General features: G+C 59.9%; 22 protein-coding genes and 1 tRNA gene. 13 read left to right on the top strand and 10 right to left on the bottom strand.

The window, feature by feature from the left end:
* Positions 1-388 (top strand): zinc ribbon domain-containing protein (locus NW852_RS05520; RefSeq protein ID WP_414426524.1); only part of this gene is annotated, 388 nt, incomplete at its 5' end.
* 130 nt (positions 389-518) lie between these two features.
* Here NW852_RS05520 and ftsH read toward each other — a convergent pair.
* Complete coding sequence (ftsH, locus tag NW852_RS05515) at positions 519-2417, bottom strand: ATP-dependent zinc metalloprotease FtsH (RefSeq protein ID WP_414364337.1); 1899 nt, start codon at positions 2415-2417, stop codon at positions 519-521.
* 503 nt (positions 2418-2920) lie between these two features.
* Between ftsH and NW852_RS05510 the strand changes: the two genes are divergently transcribed.
* The 5 genes from NW852_RS05510 (at position 2921) to NW852_RS05490 (ending at position 10921) form a co-directional block, all read left to right on the top strand.
* The gene (locus tag NW852_RS05510; protein ID WP_414364335.1) at positions 2921-4144 is read left to right on the top strand and encodes an aminotransferase class V-fold PLP-dependent enzyme; all 1224 of its coding nucleotides are present in this window, start codon (positions 2921-2923) and stop codon (positions 4142-4144) included.
* A gap of 153 nt (positions 4145-4297) precedes the next feature.
* Positions 4298-6937, top strand: a complete 2640-nt coding sequence (locus NW852_RS05505) for a TIGR03960 family B12-binding radical SAM protein (RefSeq protein ID WP_414426523.1) — start codon at positions 4298-4300, stop codon at positions 6935-6937.
* A gap of 1018 nt (positions 6938-7955) precedes the next feature.
* A complete protein-coding gene (locus tag NW852_RS05500) occupies positions 7956-10106 on the top strand; it encodes an Rne/Rng family ribonuclease (RefSeq protein WP_414364331.1) in 2151 nt (716 codons plus the stop codon).
* Positions 10107-10188: 82 nt separating this feature from the next.
* Positions 10189-10830, top strand: a complete 642-nt coding sequence (locus NW852_RS05495; RefSeq protein WP_414371337.1) for a ribonuclease HII — start codon at positions 10189-10191, stop codon at positions 10828-10830.
* Between the two features lie 17 nt (positions 10831-10847).
* A tRNA-Arg gene (locus tag NW852_RS05490) sits at positions 10848-10921 on the top strand.
* A gap of 63 nt (positions 10922-10984) precedes the next feature.
* On the opposite strand, the gene NW852_RS05485 is transcribed toward NW852_RS05490, so the two are convergent.
* The 5 genes from NW852_RS05485 to gvpA all read right to left on the bottom strand — a co-directional run bounded on the left by NW852_RS05485 (position 10985) and on the right by gvpA (position 14568).
* Positions 10985-11410 (bottom strand): LptA/OstA family protein, encoded by a 426-nt coding sequence (locus NW852_RS05485; RefSeq protein ID WP_414398569.1) that lies wholly within the window; start codon positions 11408-11410, stop codon positions 10985-10987.
* A gap of 332 nt (positions 11411-11742) precedes the next feature.
* The gene (locus NW852_RS05480; protein WP_414364327.1) at positions 11743-12084 is read right to left on the bottom strand and encodes a gas vesicle protein; all 342 of its coding nucleotides are present in this window, start codon (positions 12082-12084) and stop codon (positions 11743-11745) included.
* Between the two features lie 32 nt (positions 12085-12116).
* Positions 12117-13001 (bottom strand): gas vesicle protein GvpN, encoded by an 885-nt coding sequence (gene gvpN, locus NW852_RS05475; protein ID WP_414334468.1) that lies wholly within the window; start codon positions 12999-13001, stop codon positions 12117-12119.
* An 88-nt stretch (positions 13002-13089) separates the two neighbouring features.
* Complete coding sequence (gvpC, locus tag NW852_RS05470) at positions 13090-14109, bottom strand: gas vesicle protein GvpC (RefSeq protein ID WP_414426522.1); 1020 nt, start codon at positions 14107-14109, stop codon at positions 13090-13092.
* A gap of 240 nt (positions 14110-14349) precedes the next feature.
* Positions 14350-14568: a gas vesicle structural protein GvpA gene (gvpA, locus tag NW852_RS05465; RefSeq protein WP_011429717.1), complete on the bottom strand. Its 219-nt coding sequence runs from the start codon at positions 14566-14568 to the stop codon at positions 14350-14352.
* A gap of 291 nt (positions 14569-14859) precedes the next feature.
* On the opposite strand from gvpA, the gene NW852_RS05460 reads away from it, so the two are divergent.
* The 6 genes from NW852_RS05460 (at position 14860) to aroH (ending at position 18007) form a co-directional block, all read left to right on the top strand.
* Positions 14860-15171 carry an Hfq-related RNA-binding protein gene (locus tag NW852_RS05460; protein WP_414371331.1) on the top strand — a complete coding sequence of 104 codons (312 nt, stop codon included), beginning with the start codon at positions 14860-14862 and terminating at the stop codon, positions 15169-15171.
* A gap of 159 nt (positions 15172-15330) precedes the next feature.
* The gene (locus tag NW852_RS05455; RefSeq protein WP_414371328.1) at positions 15331-16014 is read left to right on the top strand and encodes a V4R domain-containing protein; all 684 of its coding nucleotides are present in this window, start codon (positions 15331-15333) and stop codon (positions 16012-16014) included.
* A complete protein-coding gene (locus tag NW852_RS05450; protein ID WP_414364320.1) occupies positions 16011-16259 on the top strand; it encodes a hypothetical protein in 249 nt (82 codons plus the stop codon). The genes NW852_RS05455 and NW852_RS05450 overlap by 4 nt, the downstream gene beginning before the upstream one ends.
* A gap of 45 nt (positions 16260-16304) precedes the next feature.
* On the top strand, positions 16305-16787 hold the full coding sequence (locus NW852_RS05445; protein WP_414364319.1) for a hypothetical protein: 483 nt from the start codon (positions 16305-16307) through the stop codon (positions 16785-16787).
* Positions 16788-16851: 64 nt separating this feature from the next.
* A complete protein-coding gene (locus tag NW852_RS05440) occupies positions 16852-17541 on the top strand; it encodes a V4R domain-containing protein (protein WP_414371323.1) in 690 nt (229 codons plus the stop codon).
* Positions 17542-17632: 91 nt separating this feature from the next.
* The gene (aroH, locus tag NW852_RS05435) at positions 17633-18007 is read left to right on the top strand and encodes a chorismate mutase (RefSeq protein ID WP_011429723.1); all 375 of its coding nucleotides are present in this window, start codon (positions 17633-17635) and stop codon (positions 18005-18007) included.
* Here aroH and NW852_RS05430 read toward each other — a convergent pair.
* Complete coding sequence (locus NW852_RS05430) at positions 18004-18405, bottom strand: hypothetical protein (protein ID WP_414364316.1); 402 nt, start codon at positions 18403-18405, stop codon at positions 18004-18006. The two genes, aroH and NW852_RS05430, sit on opposite strands and share 4 nt — an antisense overlap.
* A gap of 166 nt (positions 18406-18571) precedes the next feature.
* Between NW852_RS05430 and NW852_RS05425 the strand changes: the two genes are divergently transcribed.
* Positions 18572-19354, top strand: a complete 783-nt coding sequence (locus NW852_RS05425) for a Ycf66 family protein (RefSeq protein WP_414371321.1) — start codon at positions 18572-18574, stop codon at positions 19352-19354.
* A gap of 107 nt (positions 19355-19461) precedes the next feature.
* Here NW852_RS05425 and ppc read toward each other — a convergent pair whose 3' ends face one another.
* The 3 genes from ppc to NW852_RS05410 all read right to left on the bottom strand — a co-directional run bounded on the left by ppc (position 19462) and on the right by NW852_RS05410 (position 23350).
* Positions 19462-22398 carry a phosphoenolpyruvate carboxylase gene (ppc, locus tag NW852_RS05420; RefSeq protein WP_414426521.1) on the bottom strand — a complete coding sequence of 979 codons (2937 nt, stop codon included), beginning with the start codon at positions 22396-22398 and terminating at the stop codon, positions 19462-19464.
* Between the two features lie 151 nt (positions 22399-22549).
* The gene (locus NW852_RS05415; RefSeq protein WP_414371317.1) at positions 22550-22807 is read right to left on the bottom strand and encodes a DUF3146 family protein; all 258 of its coding nucleotides are present in this window, start codon (positions 22805-22807) and stop codon (positions 22550-22552) included.
* Positions 22808-23008: 201 nt separating this feature from the next.
* Complete coding sequence (locus NW852_RS05410; protein WP_414364309.1) at positions 23009-23350, bottom strand: DUF3155 domain-containing protein; 342 nt, start codon at positions 23348-23350, stop codon at positions 23009-23011.
* Positions 23351-23880 lie beyond the last annotated feature (530 nt).

Raw genomic sequence — 23880 nt, 5'->3', positions numbered from 1 at the left:
GCAAAAGCAAGAGTGCAATCTAGGCAAGAGCAACAACCAAAACTTTGTCTTCATTTCCACCGAGCGGTTGAAGGAGCGCATGGAGGAGCTATGTCAACACTACGGCATTGAGTTTATCGAGGTGGATGAGGCGTACAGTTCCCAAGCCAGCTCCTTGGATGGGGATGAGCTACCCAACTACGGTGAAAAACCCGACCGGTGGCAACCTTCTGGGAAGCGGGTAAAGCGGGGGCTGTACCAAACGGCAAGAGGGTGGTTGGTGAATGCGGATGCCAATGCTGCCGCTAACCTGCTGAGGAAGGTAAGCAGAACCTTGGGGCTTTGTCTCAAGGGACTGTCTAGGGGCGTCTTGACAGCGCCTTTGCGAGTCCGTCTGTGGACTGTGTAAGAATCCCCCGACTTTAGTCGGGGGGAGTGTCAACAGTTGACGACAGCCGCAAAAGGAGAGGGCAGTTGCCGGGCGCCAACCCCAACAACCACCCTCCTAAGCCAATCAATCCAGCAATGGGAGGGGATCCCTAGGCAGTCTTCGGGCTGGGCAACCCGATCTTCTCCGGGATGGGCACATATTCTGCCACAATGGCCCGAAACTCGTCCCCATCTAGGGTTTCCCGTTCCACCAAGGTGTCGGCCAGGCGATCCAGCAGAGCACGGTGCTCCAGCAAGATTTGCTTGGCTTTCTGGTAGCAGCTCTCCAGGATTTGCCGCACTTGTCGGTCGATCTTGGCGGCCACATCTTCGGAGTACTCGACGCGGTTCATCCAGCCACCGCCCAAAAAGACTTCGTTGTTGGGCGGATCCCACATCAGCGGCCCCAACTCGGACATCCCAAAGCGGGTCACCATCTGCCGCACCAGGTTGGTGTTTTGCTGCAGGTCGTTGCTAGCCCCCGTCGTCACTTCCGAGTAGCCGAAGACAATCTCCTCAGCTGCCCGACCACCAAAACCGACCACCACCCGATCCAAGAGCCAGGCGCGGCTGTACATGCCGGAGTCGATCTGCTCCTCGTTGGGCAGTTGCTGGGCAAAGCCGCCGGCACCCCCGGAACGGGGGATAATGGTCACCTTGTTCAAGGGATCCGCGTGGGGCAAGAGGGTCATGAGCAGGGCGTGGCCGCACTCGTGGTAGGCGATCAGGCGCTTGCTCTTCCCGTCCAACAACGGCGGCTTGGTCAGGCCAATGGTGATGCGATCGATGGCGTCGTCGATGTCCTGGTTGGTGATGGCCTTGTGCTGACGGCGAGCCGCCAGGATGGCCGCCTCGTTGAGCAGGTTGGCCAGATCAGCGCCGGCAAAGCCAGGAGTGCGGCGGGCAATGGCCTCCAGGCTGACCTCCTCCGCCAGCTTCTTGTTGCGGGCATGGACGCGCAAGATCTCGTAACGCCCCTTGAAGCTGGGCCGATCCACCGTAATCTGGCGATCGAAGCGCCCTGGCCGTAGGAGCGCCGCATCCAGCACATCCGGGCGGTTGGTTGCAGCAATAACAATTACGCCCGAGTTGCCTTCAAACCCATCCATTTCCGTCAGCAACTGGTTTAGGGTTTGCTCGCGCTCATCGTTGCCGCCGCCGATGCCAGCCCCCCGCTGCCGACCCACGGCGTCGATCTCGTCGATGAAGACGATGCAGGGAGCATTCTCCTTGGCCTTCTTGAAGAGATCCCGCACTCGCGAGGCTCCTACGCCAACGAACATCTCCACGAACTCGGAGCCGGAGAGGCTGAAAAAGGGCACTCCCGCCTCACCGGCAATGGCTTTGGCCAGGAGGGTCTTACCCGTCCCAGGCGGCCCCACCAACAGCACGCCTTTGGGGATCTTGGCCCCTACGGCAGTGAAGCGCTCCGGCTTCTTCAGGAAGGTAACCACCTCTTGCAGCTCTTCTTTGGCCTCCTCGATCCCGGCTACATCGTCGAACTTGACGCCGGTTTTGGCTTCCATCTGGAAGCGGGCCCGCGACTTGCCGAAGTTCATCGCTTGTCCAGGGCCGCCTGCTGCTCCGCCCGCGCGGCGCAGGAACAAGAACAACCCCCCCAGCAGCAGCACCGGGATGACCAGGTTGCCCAAGATCGCCCAGAAGGCGCTGCCATCGCGGGTAGGCACTACGGCCACCTCGATCCCCTGCTCGGTGAGGCGGTCCACCAGTTGCGGCACAGTGTTGGGTAGCAGGTTAACCCGGTAGCGGGTAGAACGCTGCGTTTGGGGGTCGACAGCCGTAACTTCGGCTACCAGGTTGTTATCGAGGAGGCGCACATCGGTAACTCGCCCCTCCTCGACGTAGCGCAAGAAGCGGTCGTAGGTGAGGGCAGAGGCCAGAGCGGCGTAGGCAGGTGGTGGCTGCAGCACCAGGCCGGATCCCTGCCAGAGACAAAAGCCCAGCACGAAGGCAATTAGCCAGCGCTGGGGGGATAGAGGCTTGTTCATAGAGAAGAGGAACACCCGGTTATTAAAAGTCCTTCAACAAACTTAACCTGTCGCTCCCCCAAGATACAACCCTGCCGCAGCCTTGATAAAATGCTCGCAGCCGCAGTGAACGACTCCCGACACTCATCTTCGTTGAGCAAACACAACATGGCTGACGCCACGCTGCGCGCACCGATAGCGTACGGCCTTCCCGCTTCCCAGACTTGTTGGTACAGAGGTCTCAGCGTGCTGCTACCGTGTGACCTACGGCGGGAAACTCTCCAGAGATTTAACTTGTTCGCCTCACTTGTAACATGAACGGCTTTTATCCCGACACTGATTGGCTCTTGAGTCAACACAATTCACCCATACAGTGCGGGGCTTCCCGCCAATGAAGCTAAAGAACTCTCCTCCAATCCGATGGTCTAACCGCAGCCCTGTCCATCTAGCTTTGACACTTTTAAGTTTCCGGGCAAGCTGCTTGGACGCGGATCCCAGATTTTTGTAACCCAGGCGGCTCAGCCATGTCTTTTTCCTCAAGTGCCAGATCGGATCCCTGCTGCTTGGAAGCGGCTGCCAGTGCCGAGGCACCGCTTTGCGACCGCTCGTTGTGGGGGCTGGATCCCCAGGCCATTTTTTTGAATCACGGCTCTTTCGGTGCGACCCCGAAAAAGGTGTTGCAGGCCCAAAGTGCTTGGCAAGAACGCCTAGAGGCCCAGCCGGTGCAGTTTATGGGGGAAGAGCTGCCGCGGGCTTTGCGGGCGGCGGCGGCAGAGCTGGCCCAGTTTGTCGGGGCCGAACCGGAAAATCTCGTGTTTGTGGAAAATGCCACTGGCGGCATCAACACGGTGTTGCGCTCGCTGTCGTTTCGGCCAGGGGATCAGATTGCCTGTACCAACCATGGCTACGGGGCTGTCCGCCAGGCGTTGCGCTATGTCTGTGAACGCTGGGGGGCCGTGCTGGCGGAAGCGCAGATCCCCTTCCCCATTGCGGGGCCGGAGCAGGTTCTGGCAGCATTTGCAGCCATTCTCACCCCCCAGACTCGGCTGGCGGTGGTGGATCACCTCACCTCGCCCACGGCCCTGATCTACCCCTTGGCGGAGCTTGTTGGCCTCTGTCGGCAGCGCGGGATCCCGGTCTTGGTGGACGGGGCCCATGCGCCGGGGGTTCTCCCGTTGGAGTTGGAAAGCCTAGGAGCCGATTGGTACACCGGCAACGCCCACAAGTGGCTGTTTGCCCCCAAAGGCTGTGCCTTTCTGTGGGTAGCCCCCCACCGCCAGGCCCAAACCCATCCCCTGGCCATCTCCCACGGCTATGGGCAAGGGTTCACAGCCGAGTTCGACTGGGTGGGCACCCGCGATCCCAGCGCTTGGCTGGCCATCTCGGCAGCCCTGGCCTTCATCCGGGAGCTGGGGGTGGAGAGGCTGCGCCGGTACAACCACACGCTGCTGCTGCAGGCGCGGCAGTTGCTCTTGGAAAAACTGGAAGGGATCCCACCCGCCCCTGAGAAGATGTTGGGCTTCATGGCGACCCTGCCCTTGCCACCCTTCTGGCAACAGTGGATCCCGGAGCTGCCCTTGGCGGAGCGGGCCCGCCGCCTGCACGACTACCTCTGGCAGATGCACCGCATCGAAGTTCCCATCATTCCCTTTGCCGGCCAGCTTTGGGTGCGCATCTCGGCCCAGGTTTACAACCATTTGGCTGAGTACGAACAGTTGGTGCTGGCCTTGCAGCGGTTGCCGAAGTGATGTGCGCCCTCACCCCCAACCCCTCTCCCAGAAGGAGAGGGGAGATGGGGTTGAGAAAGAGTTTTGCTGTTCTATCCGCCCTGGGTTTGGGCTGCCGGGAAAGTTCGGCTAGAGTCAGATCAGTAGCTGCGTTCACTTCTTGCTCGGATCCCCATGCTCTCTCCGGCTGCCACGCAAGCCCATCTAGGCCCCATCGATCTGGATCGCCTGCTCACGCCTGAGATCCAGCGGCCAGCCCGCTACTTGGGGAAAGAATTCGGCGCCGCCCACCGCCCCTGGGACTCGGCGCGGGTGCGTTGGGTGCTGAGTTACCCAGAGCTGTACGAGGTGGGGGCTTCCAACCTGGGCCACATCATTCTCTACAACATCCTCAACGCCCAGCCGGATCAGTTGTGCGACCGCACTTATCTGCCAGGCCCGGATTTGGCGGCCCGGATGCGGCAGTTCCGGATCCCGCTGTTTGCCGTAGAATCGCGCCGCCCCTTGCGCGCTTTCCATATTATCGGCTTCAGCCTGGCCTACGAGCTGGGGGGCACCAACATCTTAGAGATGCTGGATCTGGCCGGGATCCCGCTCAAATGGTGGGAACGGCAAGCCTTCACCCCGCAAGAGTGTCCCCTGATCTTTGCCGGTGGGCCGACCGCCACCTCCAACCCAGAGCCCTTTGCCGACTTTTTTGACTTCTTCGTCTTTGGGGATGGGGAAGAGGTACTGCCGGAGATCGGCCAGGTCTTGGCCGGATCCCTGCACAAGCCCCGCCGAGAAGTGCTCTTGGAATTGGCTCAGGTGCCGGGGGTGTACGTGCCCCAGTTCTACGAGGGGATCCCGCCCCGACCCATCGTGCCCGGCGTGCCGGAGCGTATTCGCCGCCGCGTAGCGCTGCCCCAACCGCAGTACTCCATTGGCCTAGTGCCGCTGGTGGCAACGGTGCACGACCGCCTGGTGATGGAAGTGCGGCGGGGCTGTACCCGCGGCTGTCGCTTTTGCCAGCCGGGCATGCTCACCCGTCCAGCCCGCGATGTGGAGCCGGAAGCAGTAGTGGAAGCGGTGGTGCAGGGCCTGCGCAAAACCGGCTACAACGAATTTTCCCTCTCCTCCCTCAGTTGCTCCGACTACCTTTCCCTGCCGGCGGTGGGGGCCGAGCTGCACAACCGTCTCCTTGGCCAGCAGGTTGCGCTCTCGCTGCCCAGCCAACGGGTGGATCGCTTCGATGGGCAAATTGCCGCCATCATGAAGGGATCCCGCCGCTCCGGTCTGACCTTTGCCCCAGAGGCGGGCACGCAACGGCTGCGGGACATCATCAACAAGGGCCTGAGCGATGCCGACCTCATCCGTGGCATCCGCACCGCCGTCCAGGAGGGCTGGGACAAAATTAAGCTTTATTTCATGATTGGCCTGCCCGGCGAGACCGACGCCGATGTCATTGGGATTGCCCGCACTGTCGAAATGCTGCAGCGAGAGTGTGCAGCCTTGGGTCACAAGAAGGTGGAGTTTACCCTCACGGTCTCCAACTTTGTCCCCAAACCCCACACGCCCTTCCAGTGGCATCGGGTAGACTACGCCGACGTGCAGCGCAAGCAGGGCCTGCTGCAAAAGGAACTGCGACGGCTGCGGAGGGTCAAGGCCCACTTCACCGATATCCGCTTCAGCATCCTGGAGGACTTTATCGGCAAGGGGGATCGCTCCCTGGGCCGCATGATCGAGCAGGCCTGGCGGGCCGGCGCTGGCCTGGACGCCTGGTGGGAAAACATCGACGCCGCCTATGCTGCCTGGGTGAAGGCCTATGGTGGCGAAGCCGTGGATCCCAGCGCCGACCCGGTTGCCCTTTGCGCCCATCTCCCCATGCGCGAGCTGGGTTTGGAGGATCCCTTGCCCTGGGATCACATCGATACCGGCATCGACAAAAAATGGCTACAGAAAGACTACCACCGCGCCCTGGAAGCCATCACGGTGGAAGATTGTTCCTTTGAGAAGTGCTCCGCCTGCGGCATCTGCGGCCCCGGCTTTGGCCACAACATCGTTATCCCGCCCCCGCCCGTCCCGCCCCTGCAAAGCCGGCCCACCCCCACCCCGGATCCTCTCGAGCCAGAGCCGCCCGCCCAGCGCTTCCGCATCACCTACGGCAAAACCGGGGATCTGCGCTGGCTGGGCCACCTGGATCTGATGCGGCTGTGGGAACGGGCCTGTCGGCGCGCCGGCTTGCCCTTGGCCTTTAGCGGCGGCTATCACCCCATGCCCCGCCTGGCCAACGCCAACGCCCTGCCCATCGGCCAGGAAGGCTATGGGGAGATCCTCGATCTGGAACTCCTGGCCCGCCCTGGGGCTCCCTTTGCCCCGGAGGAGCTGCGCGCCCTGCTTGCCGAGCAACTGCCCCCCGAAATCTCCATCCAGGCCATTCAAGAGATTGGCCTGCGGGATCCCTCAGCCACCGAAGCCGTCTATGCCGCCGAGTATCAGCTCACTGTTAGCTGCGAGTCGCCTACTGCCAATTGGCCTGCCTGGGTTACCCAGATCCTGGATGCGCGGGAAATTTGGATTGAGAAATCTTCCAAGGCGGGCAAAGCTTCCCTCTTCAATGCCCGTCCCCTGCTTTACTACCTAGAGTTCCAGGGCTTAGCCCCTGACGGCAGTGCCTGCCTCTTCTACCGCGGCAGTTGCCGCAACGACGGCGCTTACCTGCGGCCCGCCCAACTGCTGCAAATGGCCGAGGCCTTGGGCCTGCCCCGCTGGACGCTACAGATGGCCAAGCGGCTGCGACTGCTCTGGGACAACGGCACCTCCGATCCCAACTGAGGAGCGGCCCCAGGATCAACCGGACAAAAAGGAGACCAAGGCTGCTTCCCGTCCCTGTCTGGGCTGAGGGATCCGACAGGCGCTATTTCTATTGCTGGCTTCTGCCGCTGCAGGGCTTACCAGGACAACCTGGCCAAAGGCAGGGCAGGCATCTTCTGAAATGGAGACACAGAAAGATAACTTGGCAGCCCCATACTTTTACTTTAAGGTGGAGCCGAAGAGACCATGGGCAACTCTGGTTGCTCGCCAATGGTGCTTATAGAGTTAGTATACTTAGTGATGAGGCGTACTGTTTCCAGGCGAGCACCTAATCACGGTGAGAAAACCGGGCGGTGGCAAGCGCCTAGGGGATGCCAACGTCTCAGCCAACCTGAAAGGACTCTGTCCCGCTACGCGAACAGAAAAGTGAGCAGAACCTTGGAACTTTGCCCCAAGGAACTGTCTAGAGGCGGCTTGACAACGCCTTTACGAGTTCGTCTGTGGACTACGTAAGAATCCCCCACCTTCAGGCGGAGGGAGTGTCAATTCTAACTCAGTACCCAGGTCAGGTAACGGGCGCAACAGGGCCCAGCTGATAGGTGGTACAGAGAGGTGTGCCCCTTTGGCCTGTCTCTAGCATTCTATTTTCCCCTGAAAAGGTGTTTCTTTCTGCGTGCAAACTCTGTCTTTCTGTGGATCTAGGCTGGCACAATTGGGCTTCTGCCACAAACCATCATCTAATTTCTTCTGGGGTGCCTGAGGCGGAGTGGTGTCATCTTGCCTCCCGAGCCTATCCATGAATCCCCATGCAAATCCCACCCAATCCTAAGGATGCGATGAGCTTGGATTCACCTCATCGATGGTGGAGTGGAAGCCCAGCAAATCGGTCATCCTCCGTCAAAGTAGAGCTTAGGGTAATGGACAGCCCCATGATGAATCGATTTTGGCTAATTGAGCGGATCCCGACAAAAGAACAGCACCTCGCCGCAAGGAGGGTTCAATCCACAACCGCAGGCCCTGGGGGCGGGGAGGAAGGTTAATGCCCAGGCAGATTGTCATTGACGAGCAACATCGCGTCGCTGCTGTCTTCGCTGAAGACCAAGTGCAAGAGCTGATTGTTGCTAGTGGCACCCACCAGGTGGGAGATGTCTACGTCGGGATCATCGAGAACGTCCTGCCCAGCATCGACGCTGCCTTTGTCAACATCGGCTCCGGCGAACGCAACGGCTTTATTCACGTCAGCGACCTAGGCCCGCTGCGCCTTAAGCGCAACCATGCCTCCATCTCCGAGCTGGTTCTGCCCCAGCAGAAGGTGCTGGTGCAGGTGATGAAGGAGCCCACCGGCAACAAAGGGCCACGCCTCACCGGCGATCTGGCCTTTCCAGGGCGGTACTTGGTGCTGCGACCCTACGGCAAAGGGGTTCATCTGTCCCGCCGCATTGAGGATCGGGAAGAACGCAATCGCCTGAAGTCGCTGGCCATTTTGATCAAACCCCCGCAGATGGGCCTGTTGGTGCGCACCGAGGCCGAGGGGGTATCTGAAGAGGCGATGATCGAAGACCTGGAGCAATTGAAAAAGCTCTGGGAGGATATTCAACAGCAGTATCAGGCGGCACGAGGGCCAGGGCTGCTCAGCCGAGACGACGATTTTATCCAGCGGGTGCTGCGGGACGTTTACTCGGAGGATGTAAACCGCATCGTTACCGACTCTGTTGCTGGCGCAAAGCGGGTGCGCAGCTATCTGCAAGGTTGGAACAAGGGCCAGATGCCGCCCGGCGTCGTGGTCGATGCCCACCGTGATCCCACCCCCATCCTGGAGTATTTCCGGGTCAATGCAGTCATCCGGCAGGCGCTGCGACCGCGGGTGGATCTCCCCTCCGGTGGCTACATCGTCATCGAGCCCACCGAAGCCCTGACGGTGATCGATGTCAACTCCGGCTCTTTCACCCAATCGGCCACCTCTCGCGAGACAGTGCTGTGGACAAACTGTGAGGCGGCCACCGAGATTGCTCGTCAACTGAGGCTGCGCAACATTGCCGGCGTGATCGTGGTGGATTTCATCGACATGGATTCCCGCCGCGACCAGTTGCTGGTTTTGGAGCACTTCAACAAGGCCCTCGCCCACGACAAAGCCCGCCCTCAGGTGGTTCAGTTGTCGGAATTGGGGCTGGTGGAGCTCACCCGCAAACGGCAGGGGCAAAGTCTTTACGAGATCTTCGGCCACTCTTGTCCTACTTGTGAGGGGCTAGGGATCCTGGCCCGCCTGCCAGGAGCTGAGCCAGGACGGCTGTTGACGGTCGAAAGTGGCCTGCCGGTAACGTTGCCTACTGAGGGGGAGGAGGGCGAAGAGGACGGTTCCAGCCCAAGCCTGCTCCAGGAGGGCGACTCGCAGCGGACGCGTCTGCGGCTGGGGAGCGATGGGGTGTCGCGAACCGAAGGCCGTGTCTCCTTGCGCCGCTCCCGTCCCACCCCAGAACAGCGACCGGATCTGGAGGAACCACGGATTGAGGTGGGGCGCAAACGCCCCCGCGACGAGTGGGTGGATCCCCGCGTAGGCCAGCGCCCAGTTTCCCGGAGCGGGGACATTGGGGCAGAAGGGGGCAGCCTGGAGCCGCCGGGGGAAGATCTCTTGCCGCCGGCAGGGGGCGGAGCGGAGCAGAAGCGCAAAGAATCCCGGCGTCCTGACTGGGGAGAAGATGCGGAAGAGCAGGGTTCCCGCAAAGACCAGTCCGCCTCTGGGCGATCCGCTCGCGCCGGTGGGGTGGAGTTCCCAGAAAGCCGTCCAGCCCGGCAAGCCATTACTGTGGAGATGACCCCCTTGCAACAGCGGGTCTACTCAGAGTTAGGGCTGTCGCCGCTGTTGCTCCTGGATCAGCCACCGCCCTCAGGCCGCGACACAGTGGTGATGGTGGCCCTGCCGGGCACTGTAAAGATGGCCAGCCCGGAAGAGGCGGAGGCCGGTGCAACTTCTGGCAACGGCACGGCGGAGAGGTTTCCCCCTGAAGCCGCCGCTTTGCCGGAGCAGGAGCCGGTGAATACTCTTCCCCCACCAGAGCTCCCCGAGTCGGAAACTCCGCCTCTGTCATCAATGGCGGAGCCGGCGGCAACGGTGACGCCCCAGGAGGTAGTCATCGACCCGTCTCAGCAATCTCCGGCAGCCTCCAGACGACGGCGCTCCCGCAGCAGCTAGCCAGCCCGTTGAGCCCGGGAGCAAACCCCGCCGTTGGTCAGTTGGCTCAGTCTAGAGTATCGTTGACTCCAGAGCTTGGGGTATGGACAAGGCAGCGCAACCCAGCCTGAGGTGGGAGGGATCCCTGTGGCAACGAGGGATGCAGCGCGTGGCGGGGGTGGATGAGGTGGGGCGAGGGGCTCTGGCCGGGCCGGTGGTGGCAGCAGCGGTGATTTTGCCGGCCCATCTGGAGCCGGAGGCGCTGTCAGGGGTGAAGGACTGCAAACAACTGCGCCCGCCGCAGCGTGCCTACTGGGCGGAGCGGATTGCCCAAGTAGCCCTGGCCGTAGGCATTGGCAGTGCCTCTGCTGCCGAGATCGACCGGCTCAACATTCGCCAGGCCACGCTGCTGGCCATGCAACGGGCGCTGGCGCAGGTGGGGGAAGTGGAGCACATCCTGCTGGATGGGTTGCCGTTGGCAGAGCTGGGATCCCGGCAGACGGCGCTGATCAAGGGGGATCAGCTCAGCCTCTCCATCGCCGCCGCTTCTATCGTAGCCAAAGTCTGGCGGGATACCCTGATGCAGAGCTGGGATCAGCAGTACCCCGGCTACGGCTGGCGCACCAACGTCGGCTATGGCACCCAGGAGCACCGATTGGCGCTGCAGCGCTTGGGGCCGAGCCCCCAGCACCGCCGTAGCTTTGCTCCCCTGCGAGACTTGCAGGCAGGCGAAATTGGAGGGTAGGATAGGGGCTATGCACTGCCCACGTAGCTCAGCGGACTAGAGCACTGGGTTCCGGTCCCAGGGGTCGGAGGTTCGAATCCTTTCGTGGGCGTTTCTTCCAGAAGCCGACAGCGGAGGAGCACTTCTCTCAGCAGGATCTGGATCTAAGCCTTAGCTAGGGGCTTGCAGTTGGTTCCGGTAGCACATAAACGGACTCCACCTGGCCTCCTGCTGCTGGCACGGCCTGGATGGTGCCTTTTTCGATGTGATAGATGACCTTTTCTGCTTGCAACTGATTTTCCCCTTGGCGGATGGTAACCTGGCCCTCCAGCTCGATTCGCTGCTCCTGGCTGTAGTACACCGCTCTCTGGGCGCGGGCCGTGAGGCGCTCGGCAGGGAAGCTGAGGGTGACGTTGCCGGTGGCTACAAACACCCCCGTGTTGGCATTGGCCTCCTGGACATCGGCGCTAATGCTGATGGCACGCGGGCTTTGCCCCCAGGCCAGGCTGGGGATCGCCAGCAGCAGCGCCACCCCCACCGCCCAGGCCAGCCCCCTTAGCTGGCACCTGTTTCTCTGCTCAAGGTCGATCCCAACCGCCATGCGCGTCACCTCAATCAAACCACCCCACCTGCCAGTCTAGCCTGGGATCCCTGGCCCCGCTGGTGGGGCAGTGTGTTAGCTTAATCGGCGCGAAGCCCCGCACTGTATGGGTGAAGAGCCAATCAGTGTCGGGATGAAAGCCGTTCGTGCTACAAGTGGGGAGCACAAGTTAAATCTCTGGAGAGTTTCCCGCCGTGGGTTGCAGGGTGGCCGCACGCTGAGACCTCTGTACCAACAAGTCTGGGAAGCGGGAAGCCCGTACGCTATCGGTGCGCGCAGCGTGGCGTCAGCCATGTTGTGTTGACTTAACGAAGATGGGTGTCGGGAGTTGTTCACTCCTTACCATTGCCTCCCTTGGGCAAAGCTTGGGCCAGTTGCTTTTCCAACTCGCTGACCCGCTGCAGCAACTGGCGGTTGGTTTCCAGCAGCTCCCGCGCCTGGCTGCTGAGATAGGGATCCGATTCCCACCAGTTGATCCCAATCTCCTTGGCCTTGTCCACCGAAGAGATCAGCAGCCGAATGCGGACATTGAGCAGCTCCACATTGCCCACCGAAACGGTGATGTCTCCAGCAATAACAATGCCCTTATCCAGCACCCGCTCCAACACGTCGGCTAGCGAGGAGCCGTGAGTGGCCGTATTCAAGGGTTGAGAGCTAATCGGCACAGGGTTCATCGACCTCCAGAGCGCACCCACAGGCAGAAGACCTAGCCAGGCAGTTGGTCTAGCAGATAATTCAGCAACTGGGATCCCTCTTCATAGCGCTTGCCGGCCCGGGGCAACAGCACGTCGGCACACAAAGCGCGAAAGTCGGCATTGTCTTTGCTCACCGCTAGCTCGTGCTCCTTGACGATGCGCCCGATCATCAGACAACTGCGCAGGCTAGGGTGGCGGGTCAAATCCAGCTTGCGGCGAAAAGCCCGCACAATGTGCACGATCTTGAGGGCATCGGGGGCAGATAGACCAATGCGGGCAGTGAGGATCTCTTTTTCGGTCTCGATGTCCGGTTCCCCCATATCGATGGTGATCATCCGATCCAGCAGCGCATCTTGGGCCTTGTGAACCCCGGTGTATTCCTCTGGGTTAGAGGTGAAGATGGCCCGGAACTGGGGATGCACCCGCAGATACTCGGAGCGGTTGCTATCTGGCGGCAACACCAGCAGCCTCTCTTCCAAAGCGCTCAGGAGGGCGTTGTTGGCCTCAGGGCGGGAGCGGTTGAACTCGTCGTAGATGAGGGTAAAGCCCTCGCGGCAGGCCAAGGTGAGGCGGGCATCCACCCAGCGCTGCCGCACGTCTTCTTCCATTTTCACCACCGAGTGGATGAAATTATCCACCACCCGCCGATGGGTAAAGCCGGTGCGCCCGCCGATCAGGTCGGAAGAATCAAAGCGATCATCGCCGTAGATCAGCATGATGGGGCGGCCCAGCAGGCTGGCCAAATGCATCGCCAGGGTAGTCTTGCCCGTGCCCGAAGGCCCCCGCAGATGCACCGCAAAACCCGACTGCAGATAGCGCAAAGCGCGGCGGGTAATCCGCTCGATGTAAGGAGTGTTCACAAATTGGCGGGGACGCGCCTGCAGAACCGTGGCCATAGCAATACCCAACTCTCAATTGCCGTGACGCTCTTGCCTTGACTATAGCCGCAACGGTTTTCTTGCGCTCCTAGGGATTGCGCTGGGCTCAGACCACAACCGTCGCTGACACCATACGCCGCAAGGTGGCCAAGATTTCCGAGGGATCCACCCCCAGATCCACCGCAGCCCGGGCTAGCAGATCCCGCACCCGCTCCCGATCCCCGATCACCTGCAGCAAGGTTAGGTTAGGATCCTGCGCTTGCAAAGCCTCTACATACTTGCGGACGTAGGCCATGATGCGATCCGAACTTTCCTCCTGCGCCGAAGCAGGCGGAGCTGGGGAGGGTTCAGGGGGTGCCCCAGAAGGGGGGGGAGGGGCTGTGTTGTCTGAGACTGGAACTCCAAGCTCTGGTTGGGTAACCTCAGACGAAACCGTTGCTGCAGCTTTGACCGAGCTCTCAGGCGGCTTATCACCCTCTTCAGATTCCTCAAGATCTGGGACAATGGCCTGATCCCCTGGGATCCCATTCCCCCACACCTGCTCGTGCAACGCCCTGCGGAAAGCCGCCAAAGCCTGCCGCAAAGCCTCGGCCTCTGCCCGCTGTTCTTGAGCAATCTGAGCCAGCTCCTGCCGCGCCAGTTGCTGCAAAGCTTGTACCCGCTGCCGCAATTCGGCACAGAACGCCTGCCGCACTTGTCGGGTTTGGTTAGCCATGGCCTGCCGCGCCTGGGCACAGGTGCTCAGCAGGCTCTCCACCGTCGCAGCCAAGTCGGCCCGAAAAGTCCGCAGCTCCTGCTGTTGGGCCTGCGATTGGGCAGCTCGTTCTTGGGCCATGCGAGAGAGAAGCTCCGCCACTGCTTTGGCCCGCTGGGCCACAGCCTCCAGGCGAGAATGCTCGTCCAAGGCCCGCTGCGCCACCCGGCTCTGCTCCAGGTTGCGCAGTTGGCTGCGACTTTGTTCCCTCTGCTGCCGTATTGCCTCTTGTCGTTCCTGGCAACGTTGTCTCAGCTCGGCCATCAGAGCGCGGTGCTGCTCCAGGCGCTGCTGCCGGGATCCGCTTAACAAACTTTGATTTTGAGCCGCCCGTCGGCTGCGGGCCGCGGCCCACTGTTCCTGCAAACTCATGGTGTGCAATCCCCCTACGTCCTTCTCAATGCCTGGGCGAATGCAGTTCTCCGCTTTTTCCCAACTCGCTCTCCACCAGCACGGCCTGTAGCTCAACACCACCGCCCGCTTCGATCCCCGAGCCGAAGTTAAGGAAGCAAGGCAGAGACCGACAGCCGCTCCCTGCCTTGCCTTCCCGACGACCCAACCCTTCGACCCCCGCGGTGTTGAAGGCAAGGGGATCGAGTGATTGGGGCAGATTTAGACGGCAGGGGCAGCAGCGGTAGCCGTCAGGCCCACAGCCTCGGCGTATTTCAGGTAGGTTTCCACCGAAGCCACAACGACGCGCGCCTCAATGGCCAACAGCTCGATCCCCACCAGAGAAACCCGTACCCAGGCATCGACCACGATCCCTTTGTCCAAAATGCGGTCGATCACTTCGGCCAAGCTCGAAGAAGAGTTCACTTTCTCGACTGCCATAACGATCTCTCCTGCACAGATGATGGTTGAAAAAGACAAACAATTCTGTAGCAAAACAGCAGGCAACAAGGATCCCAAGCTGGGATTTGCCTTCCCCAGGGCGACAAGCGCACTTTCTGTCGCCCCAGCCCTATTCTGCTAACTTTTTTCGGGGAGAACACCCGTGGATTCGCTTAAAAAATACGGCAGGTCAACAAGACTTACCGTCTTTTCCAAGCGCCATCCCCCCTACATAGTACCCGCCGAAAGAAAAAGTGGGTCAGGGGGTAAGAGTGTTTTTGGATCCCGGCTATGGAGATTGTCCAGCCAAGGTGCGGGCCAGCAGGGATCCCCTATACTGAGAGCAGTGCGCTTTCTGTCCTTTCGCTGGCCAAGAGGGCTGCCGTGACCGAGTTCAACACTGGGATCCCAAGTGTGCGCCGCCTGCAGAAGGTGATCCGGGAGCGGGAAATCTTGGAAGTTAAGCTCAACACAGGAGATGTCTTCGTCGGCCAGTTGCGCTGGCAGGATCCCGACTGCCTCTGTTTGGCAGACGCAGAGGGACAAGAATCGCTGCTGTGGCGCTCGGCCATCGCCTTTGTCAAAGTCAGGCCCCCCGCCTAAGCCCAAACCCCTGCAGCCTCTTCGTCACATCTGCTTCCTGGCGGTGGCGCTCTCTCTGTTGCACCCATCGACGGCTGTGGCCAAAGCCCGCGGCGAAGAGGTTATGATTCAGCTAGAAGTGTACTGTACAAGAAAAAAACTACCACCCTCCCCACTGCTATGACAACGGGTCTCATTGAGCTGAGCCTGCAGCCTGCTGCCCAACGGCACAATCACTACAGCCGCGAAGACTTTTTTCGCTTCGACCTTGCCCAGGGATCCCTGGTGGACTGGACGGGCACCCGCAATGTCTTGGTGAGCGAGGATTTTATCCTGGGCCTACAGCAGGGCTTAGAAGAAGAAGTGGGGGATGCCTCTGCCTCGTTGATGTACACCATTGGCCGCGAGTGGGGGCGCAACGATGCCATCCACTTCTCCCACTGGTTCGAGGAGGAGTATCGGCGCAAGCCGAAGCAGAGCCACCTGATGTTTCTTTTGGAAACCTGGTGGTGGCCTTTGACCTCGCAAGGCTGGGGGCGCTGGGAGGTGGAGACTGAGGGCCGGCGGCAGGGATTTATTTTCATTAATCTGTTCGACTCCGCCGTGGCCCGCACCCTGGGGGACGTGGGTAAACCTGTTTGCCACCTCTACGCCGGCTTATTTGCCGGGTTTTTCAGCGCCATGGTGGAACGACAGCTCAACTGCATCGAGATCCAGTGCTATTCCATGGGGGAAAGCTACTGCAAGTTTTTGCTGGGTAGTAAAGATCGCATCGATGCGGCTGCCTTTTGGCTCAACGAAGGGGCCACTGCCGGCGAAATTGCCCAAAAGCTGCGCTCTGGGCAAGGAGTGACCAAGTCATGACGGCAGAGGTTTTTCTGGAAGAGTCGGTGCAGAGCTTTTTTGCCCGCCTGAATTGGGATAACCGCCCTCTGCAAGACCCCTCCCTGCCCATGCCTTTTGTACGAGTGCAAGAGCACTTCGGCTCCATCCCCTGGGCGGGGGATCCCCTGGCCTTGGCGGCCCGTTCTATGGGATCCCTGGCGGCAGCGCCGCCGCAGGCTGAAGAGGAACAGATCACTTTGGCCGATTTATTCAGCCTGTTCTGAACTCCGACACCCGCTAAGCACCGACCAACACTTGGGAGAAGTGAGATGGTGAGCCCACTGGAGCAGATGCTAATTGAGGCAGAGGCCCGCTACCTCACACCGGAGCAACTGGAGCAGCTCAAGGCCTATGTACTGGGCTGGCCCAAAAGGCTGCACGTGTACCGGGCCGTACGGGAGCGGGAGAGCCAGATGGTAAGCCGCACCCTAAACACCCTTCAAAAGGAGATGCCCAACCTTTCCTCTCAGGTAGTGGATCTCTGCCAGCGGCACCTGCTCCTGTTGCTGCGTTACAGCGCCCTGGCCATGTTGCTCCAGGACGAGAACTTGTTGAAGGAGCGGCTGATCGAGTGGATGGAGGAAGAGGTGCGCCTGTACAAGCTGCAAAGCGCCTACGAGGTTGCTTATCGGATTTGTCAGCAAGAGCTAAGGGATCATCTGGCCCCTGGAGAGCTAGAGTTTATTCGCCCCTTGATTACCCAGGCGCAAGCAGCTTTGCTCTCTTTGGACGGACTCAGATCAACTGAGTAGAGGTCTCTCCTGCTGAGTTTCCCAATTACGCTGCCCTACTTGATAGCCCAGGGATCTTTGACATATGGCCGGCACCACCGCTATCCCCAATGGCTCCACCAGCTTCGACCCCTATACGCCTGTTTTGGGCAACTACTACGCGCCCAGCGCCTATCTGCAAGGCGATCTGGAGTCCGGTTTGCTGGCAAGTCGCCACGGTGACCGGCTCTTGGCCCTTCCAGAAGCATTGCTACGGGGCATCTACACCGGCTTGGAATATGAGACAGGGCAAGCCGCCCGCCTGGTATTGCGCAACTGTGGCCGTATGTGGGGCAAAGAGTTTTTCCGCCGCTTTGCCCAGGAGCTCTCTGACTACTACCAGAAGCCTTTGTCCGAGCTGGAGATGGGGCTCTTTTTACAAAATCTCAAACAAGCCTGGAAAACCCACGGCTGGGGGCTGATCGACATCGACTGGACTTACAAAAATCAGGGGGTGCTGGTGGTGTCAATCCGCAACTCTCCCTTTGCCGCTGCCACACCCCCTCACTTCAAGCGCCCGATGGGCTTTTTGGAGGCAGGGCTGTTGGCCACCTGGTTTAGCCAGTTGACTGGCCAGGATCTGGCCTGTGTGCAAACCACCAGCGAGGCTTTGGGAGCGAAGAGCAACTTGTTTATCTTGACCGCTGCCGCCCGCCTCAAGGAAGGAGAGGCCTGGGTGGACTCCGGCCTCAGCCACGACCAGATCCTGGAGAAGTTGTTACAGCGCGCCCCGTAACCCGATCCAGCAGCGGGATAGGATCCCTTCGAGACAAGTCTGTATAATTCTCTGGGAGCAAGACGAGCTCAAGCGCGTGAGGGTGTAGCCATTGGGGTGGCGGGTCAGAGCAATCCGAGGGGCCATCACCGTTCCGGCCAACACTGCCGAGGCCATTGGTGCGGCGGTGAACGAGCTACTGGACGCCCTGGAACATCGTAACGCCATCAATCCGGCGGAGTTGGTGAGCGTCATTTTCTCCGTCACCCCCGATCTAAACGCGGCCTTTCCCGCCCAATTTGCCCGCCGCCGCCCCGGCTGGGAGTTGGTGCCTCTGTTGGACGTGCAACAGATGGACGTCAACGGCGCTCTGCCCCGTTGTATCCGCGTTTTGATCCAACTGAATACCCCGCTGGCTCAAGCTGAGATGCACCACGTCTATCTGCGAGGTGCCCGCGAGCTACGGCCCGATCTCAGCCCAGTCTAGGAAGATAGCTTCTCCCGCAAGCGAGCTTCCCACTGCTGCAGTTGCTCTTGGCGGGCAGCCACCTCGGCTTCGCGACGACTCAGCTCTTGGCTTTGCCGGGTTAAAGATTGGCGCCAGCTTTCGATCTCCGCCAAGTCGGCTAGGCTGCAGGCCTGCGAGAGGCTGTGCAACATCTCCACCAACTTCATCGCCGCCTCTTCCACCCGCTGCACCTGCCGATTTTCCGCAAGCTCAACCAGCAGCAATACCCCCACGTTGTAGGAGGCTGCCTCCTTGGAGGTAACCCGTTCCGGCTGGCGCAGCGGCGTCCAAACTCCACCCTCGGCTTGCTGCGCCAAGAGCTGCAGCTCCGCCTGGCCAAAAAGACTTTTCTTGTCTACCCGCGCCAGATACAGCATGAAGCCTACTGGAATGTACAGGCCATCCTAGCACCGATCCCCTTCCTTTGAGGGATCCTGCCCTAAAACCGGGAGGGTTGTCCCCGGGAGGATTGATGTTAGGATCGGCTGTGAAATGGGCAAGGCCTGACGCCTTCCTGTTTTCATCAGTTTAGGGATCCCTGGCATGTTTCTCACCCAAAGCCCCTATTTTTTGATGGCAGCGCTGGTGGCGATTGCTAGTGGGGCCATCTTTGCCGTTCGCTTTATCAAGCGCGAGGCCTCCGCAGAGTCGGATGTGATTTTCGCAACGATGGGCCTGATCTATTCCGTCTGTCTGCTCTTGGAAGGTCAGCGCCTGATCCCGTTGCTGTTTTTTGCCCAGGTGCTGTTGGCGGTAGTGGCCGGCTGGTTTGCCCTCGAAACTTTCCGATTGCGGATCCTCCTGAACGAAAAGGTACGGCAGGTAGGCGGGCTTCGTCCGGACGTGCGGGGCCGGGGCTTCAGCCGCACCTATCCACCGGATGGCTATCCACAGGCGCGCAGCGTTTCCACGCGGGCTAGCGGATCCCGCATTCGCGACACTTCCTCCGCCAGTCGCTCCATTCCTGAACGTAGCGAGGAGCCAGCTCGTCGCCCGCGGCCCCAACTGACCAGCGATACCCGGGTGCGCCCGCGCCGTCGCCCGGAAGCGGAGGAGTATTACGACGAGCCAGAGACCCGCTCCCGTCGAGACGCCGAGTACGATGAGCAGGCTCCCCCTCGCCGCCCGGCTGCCGAGGACTATCCCGAGGATGCGCAGGAAGAACGGGGCACAGTCACCCGCCGCCGTCCCCCTCGTCTGCCTCAAGACCAGGAGGAGGGCTATGCCGATGAAAAACCTCGTCGCTCCTCCCGCCGCGTTGTCGAGGTAGAATCGGTGGAAGTGCAAGAGGCGGAGCCAGACGAGTACGAAGATGATTTGTTCTGACCTCACCCTCAAGCCGTTCTAGCCTAAGGGCGACTCCCAACTGCTTTCCTCCCGGAGAGATCTTAAGCCGGTTGGAGAGGGCTGTAGCTGTCCTTATCCATCGATCCTCAACCGGTGTTGCGCATACCAGCAGCGATGCCGTTGATGGTGAGCAGAGCTCCCCGCAGCAGTTCGGCGCGGTTGTACTGGGTGTTGTGAAGGTGGGACTTTTGCTTACCACGCAGGCGCTTGAGGAGCGAGACCTGAATAAACCCGAGAGGCACGATTGAACGGTTGCGCAGTTGCACCGAGCGCTTCAGGTAGGGGTCGTTCTCCAACAGCTCCTTGTGCCCTGTAATTTTCAAAACCATCTCGCGGGTGCGGTACATTTCTTGGGCAATGCACTCGAATAGCTCCATCGCCCGCGCCAGGCGCTCGGGGGAGCTCATCTCTCGCACGTAATGGCGGGCAATTTGCAAATCCGCCTTGGCCAGGGTCATCTCCACTTTGGAGATCACCATGCGGAAGAAGGGCCACTCGCGGTAGAGATGCTGCAGGTGGTTGAGGTTGTGCTCGCCTTTAGCCGCGTATTCCTCCAGAGCGGTGCCCACTCCATACCAGGCGGGCAAGAGAAAACGGCTTTGCGTCCAACTGAATACCCAGGGAATGGCCCGCAGGGATCCGATATCTTTCGAGTTGCCGCTGCGGCGGGCAGGGCGGGAGCTGATCTGCAGTTGGCCAATTTCTTCAATGGGGGTGACCTCGTGGAAAAACTCCACAAAGCCCTCCTGCTCATAGACCAGGTTGCGGTACACCTGGCGAGAGCGCTCTGCCAGCGATTCCATCAGGCGCGACCACTCGTGCAGGTCATTGGGGTAGGTGCGCAGCAGGCTTGCCTGAATGACGGCGCTGGTAACAGTTTCCAGGTTAAAAATGGCCAGATCCTGGAGAGAATACTTGGAGGCCAACACCTCTCCCTGCTCAGTAATCTTGATGCGGCCCCCCACGCTGCGTCCCGGCTGGGCCAAAATTGCCTCGTAGGCTGGCCCTCCCCCGCGCCCCACCGAGCCACCCCGGCCATGGAAGATCTGCAACTTCACACCATAGGACTCGGCCACTGCCTGCAGCCGCTGCTGGGCTTTGTAGATCTCCCAGTTGCTGCTTAGAAAGCCAGCATCCTTGTTGCTATCCGAGTAGCCCAGCATCACCTCTTGTAGGTTTTCCTGCTGGGCCAAGTACTGGCGATAGAAAGGAATCTCCAACAACTGCCGCAGCACCTCTGGTGCCTGCTTGAGGTCTTCAACGGTCTCAAACAGCGGCACCACCGCCAGGGATCCCCGCCCGCTGATGGGATCATAAAGGCCCACCTCCTTGGCCAGCAGCAGCACCTCTAGCAGATCGCTCAGCTGGCGGCTCATGCTGATTACATAGGTTTGGCACATGGCCGGTCCAAACTCCTGCTGCAGCCGGCGCAGGGTGCGAAAGGTGGCAATCAGCTCTGCCGCCTTATCGGAAAAGGGAGCTTCTAGAGGGATGAGGGGCCGGCGGGTTTGCAGCTCCCGCAGGAGAAAAGCCGTTTTTTCCGCCTCCGTCATCTCGCTGTAGGGCCGCGGCAAGATCCGCAGGTACTCGAAGATCTCGGTGAGAGCGGCCTCGTGGTAGCTGCTGTCTTGGCGGATATCCAGGTGGGCCAGATGGAAGCCAAAGACCTGCACCTGGTGAATGAGGTGATCCAACTGGCGGCAGGAGAGGCCACTGTTTTTCAAGCTGCTCTGAATAAGCTGCAAGTCGGCCAGAAATTCTTCCGCATTGGCGTAGGCGTTGTCCACGGGGGGAGGAGCGGGCAGATAGGCGGAGTCAGCCAAATTGCGGTTGCGCTCCCGCGTCAACTCCAGCCGCCGCTGGATATAGCTGAGTTTGAGCCGGTAGGGCTCCTGGCGATATTGCAGCGAAAAGGACTCGTAAACCTCCGGCATGAGGCGACGATCCTGCTCAAGGGCATCCAGCAACTGGCTGTCCACATCCCCCCAGTGCAAAGAGACGCTCAAGGTTTTGGTGAGCGCCTTCACCGACTCGATGTACTTGCCCAAAATTAGGTTGCGCTGGTAGCGGGCCGTTTGCCAGGTAACGTCGGCAGTGACGGAAGGGTTGCCGTCCCGATCCCCGCCTACCCACGAGCCGAAGTTGCAAAATCCTGCTGGCGGTGGCTCGACGCTGGGAAAGGACTTTTTCAGGCTGCGGCTGAGGTATTCGTGCAGCAGGGGGATAGCCTGAAACAGTACCTCTTCAAAATAGTGCAAGGTGTAATCGACTTCGTTGAGTACTGTTGGCTTGGCCTGATGCAATTCGTCGGTGCGCCACCAGAGCAGAACTTCCTCCGCCAGTTGTTCTCTCAACATCTGGGCCTGCAGAGGGTGGGATTGCTCTGCCCAGTCCAGTTGGCTGAGCAGGCGGGAGAAGGCCCGTTGCTTTTCGCGGATAGTGTGGCGGACAATCTCGGTGGGGTGGGCGGTGAACACCAGGCGGATGTGCAGCCGCTCCAGCAGCCGGCGCAGCAGTCCCGGCGGCACCCCCTGAACTCGCAGGTAAGGGAACAGACGTTCAAATTTTTCATTTTCCCGCACGGTGCGCTGCTGGCTGTCCACCATGCGCATATCTGAGTCTTCTGCCCGTTCGTAATGCTGTTCAACGATGTTGATCAACTGAAAGAACAAGGCGAAGGCGCGGGCCGTTTGAATGGCTGCATCGAGGCTGAGATGCTCGACAATTTGTAGTACTTCCGGGATGGGGTACTCCAAGGCCTGCCCTTCAGGGGAACACATGGAGCGCAGCCGCCGCAGCAGATCCACCAAAGGCTGCCCGCACTCCTGCAGGATTACGGATTCCCAAAGTTCTTCCACCAGTTGCAGGCGGCGATTCAACAGGTTGTTCCTGCGGTCAAGCACTTCATCTGTGGGGAGGGCACAGGCCAAGGGATCCCGTTCCGCCAGTAGAGGGGCCTCCTTCCGGCCATTGGCAGAACCCACTGCCCGCTCTGCACTCGTCAGGTGGGAGGAAGAGGTCATGAAGGCAGCTCCTAGAACAACCATCCCAATATTAGAGCCTGTTCGCTGGAAGCGCAGATGTAGCTAGCATCACCCTTGGAGGAGAGCTTTCTTGGCACCCTGGCCACCTCTCCCCCTGCTCCTCCATGCCTAGGGATCCCTGGATGGCCGGTTAGAGACGGCTGCGAATCACAAACGAGTAGTTGCTGCCGGGTTCCAACAGATAGTCAGATTTTTCCAAAAAGCGGCTCAAGGGCTCGCAAATCAAGGCCCGTCCTACGGAGGGTTCCACCTTCAGCTCCCCAGCTCGAAAGCGCCAGCAAAAGCGCCAAACCCAACCGTTGGCGTTGACTTCCCCTTCAATAGCGCCCTCCTGCCAGGAGCGGCGGGTAATTTGTACATGGGCGGTGGTCTGCGGCAGTCGGCTCATCCAGAACCTCCCGACGGGATCTCTTGTAGGGTAGCGCGCAAACCCCTCTCCGAGAAGTCGAAGATAGGCCATGAAGGGCTAGATAGATGCTAGACGGAAAGGGATCCCGTTGGTTGGATGGTTCTCTTGCCGAGGATAACAACAAACGCCCCTGGGGGGCTGTTTCTTCAGCTCCTGAGGCCGGGAACGATTATATAGAAACTATTGAGCGGCAGTTGCCAAAGCCTTGGGAGATTTTTTCTCCGGCTTCTCAGCCGCCACCTCCGCTAGCAAAGCCCGTAAGCTGGGAAAGAGAAAGTGATTTTCTTCGACATATTGCGCACCAAACAGTCCCTTCTCCGCCCAGAAAAATCGGTCTACCGTGTGCTCGTTTCGCCGAACCAGAATCAGCGCAGGCGGCTGAATAGAGTTTTCCTGTATATACCTCCGAGCGGCGGTTACAGACTTTTCTTCGCCGCTATCTAATTTAAATTGAGGAATATGATCTAAAATTTTGCGCCCCTCCAAACGACGGCGGCTCTTACGCTTTCTTCTCCTGACCAATGTCAGCCTCCTGTAGAAGGATTACAAGACAACCGCAAAGAATATATCAGTACTACTTAAGAAAATCAATAACTTCTACCGGCCTTTGTTATCATCCTTTACAGAGATAACAAAAGACAACAGACGTCCTCCTCCACGAACAGAAAAGAGAGGCAACTCACCTCTGTCGCCCCTCCAAGAACTCTGCCGAGAAACCGCCTACTCAGTTGAAAAATAAACCTCCTCGCTCAGCAAGGGAGCGAGCCAAGAGCAGGTTAGGACAGGAGAGGCAATAGGCTATCGATGAGCTCTGAGGCCTGCGAAGAAAGTCAACTGCCAGCGCAGGAGACTCCCTTCGGATCTTGCTTCCAAGCTAGCATCGCCCAAAGGGATGCTCAACGGGACATATACTTAAACTCATATGCGGACAACCCCCCTTAGTGTGGATTAGGGTTGGTTAATGGCAACTGCGCAAACCTAGAGCAGCTCCACCAAAGGGAATACTCGCGTGGCGAGCAGCCTTTGGAGAGAGTACTACGACTGTACAACCA

The sequence above is a fragment of the Synechococcus sp. H60.1 genome, from assembly GCF_047462335.1.
Lineage (GTDB): Bacteria > Cyanobacteriota > Cyanobacteriia > Thermostichales > Thermostichaceae > Thermostichus.
This window is presented reverse-complemented; position numbering and strand designations above follow the sequence as displayed.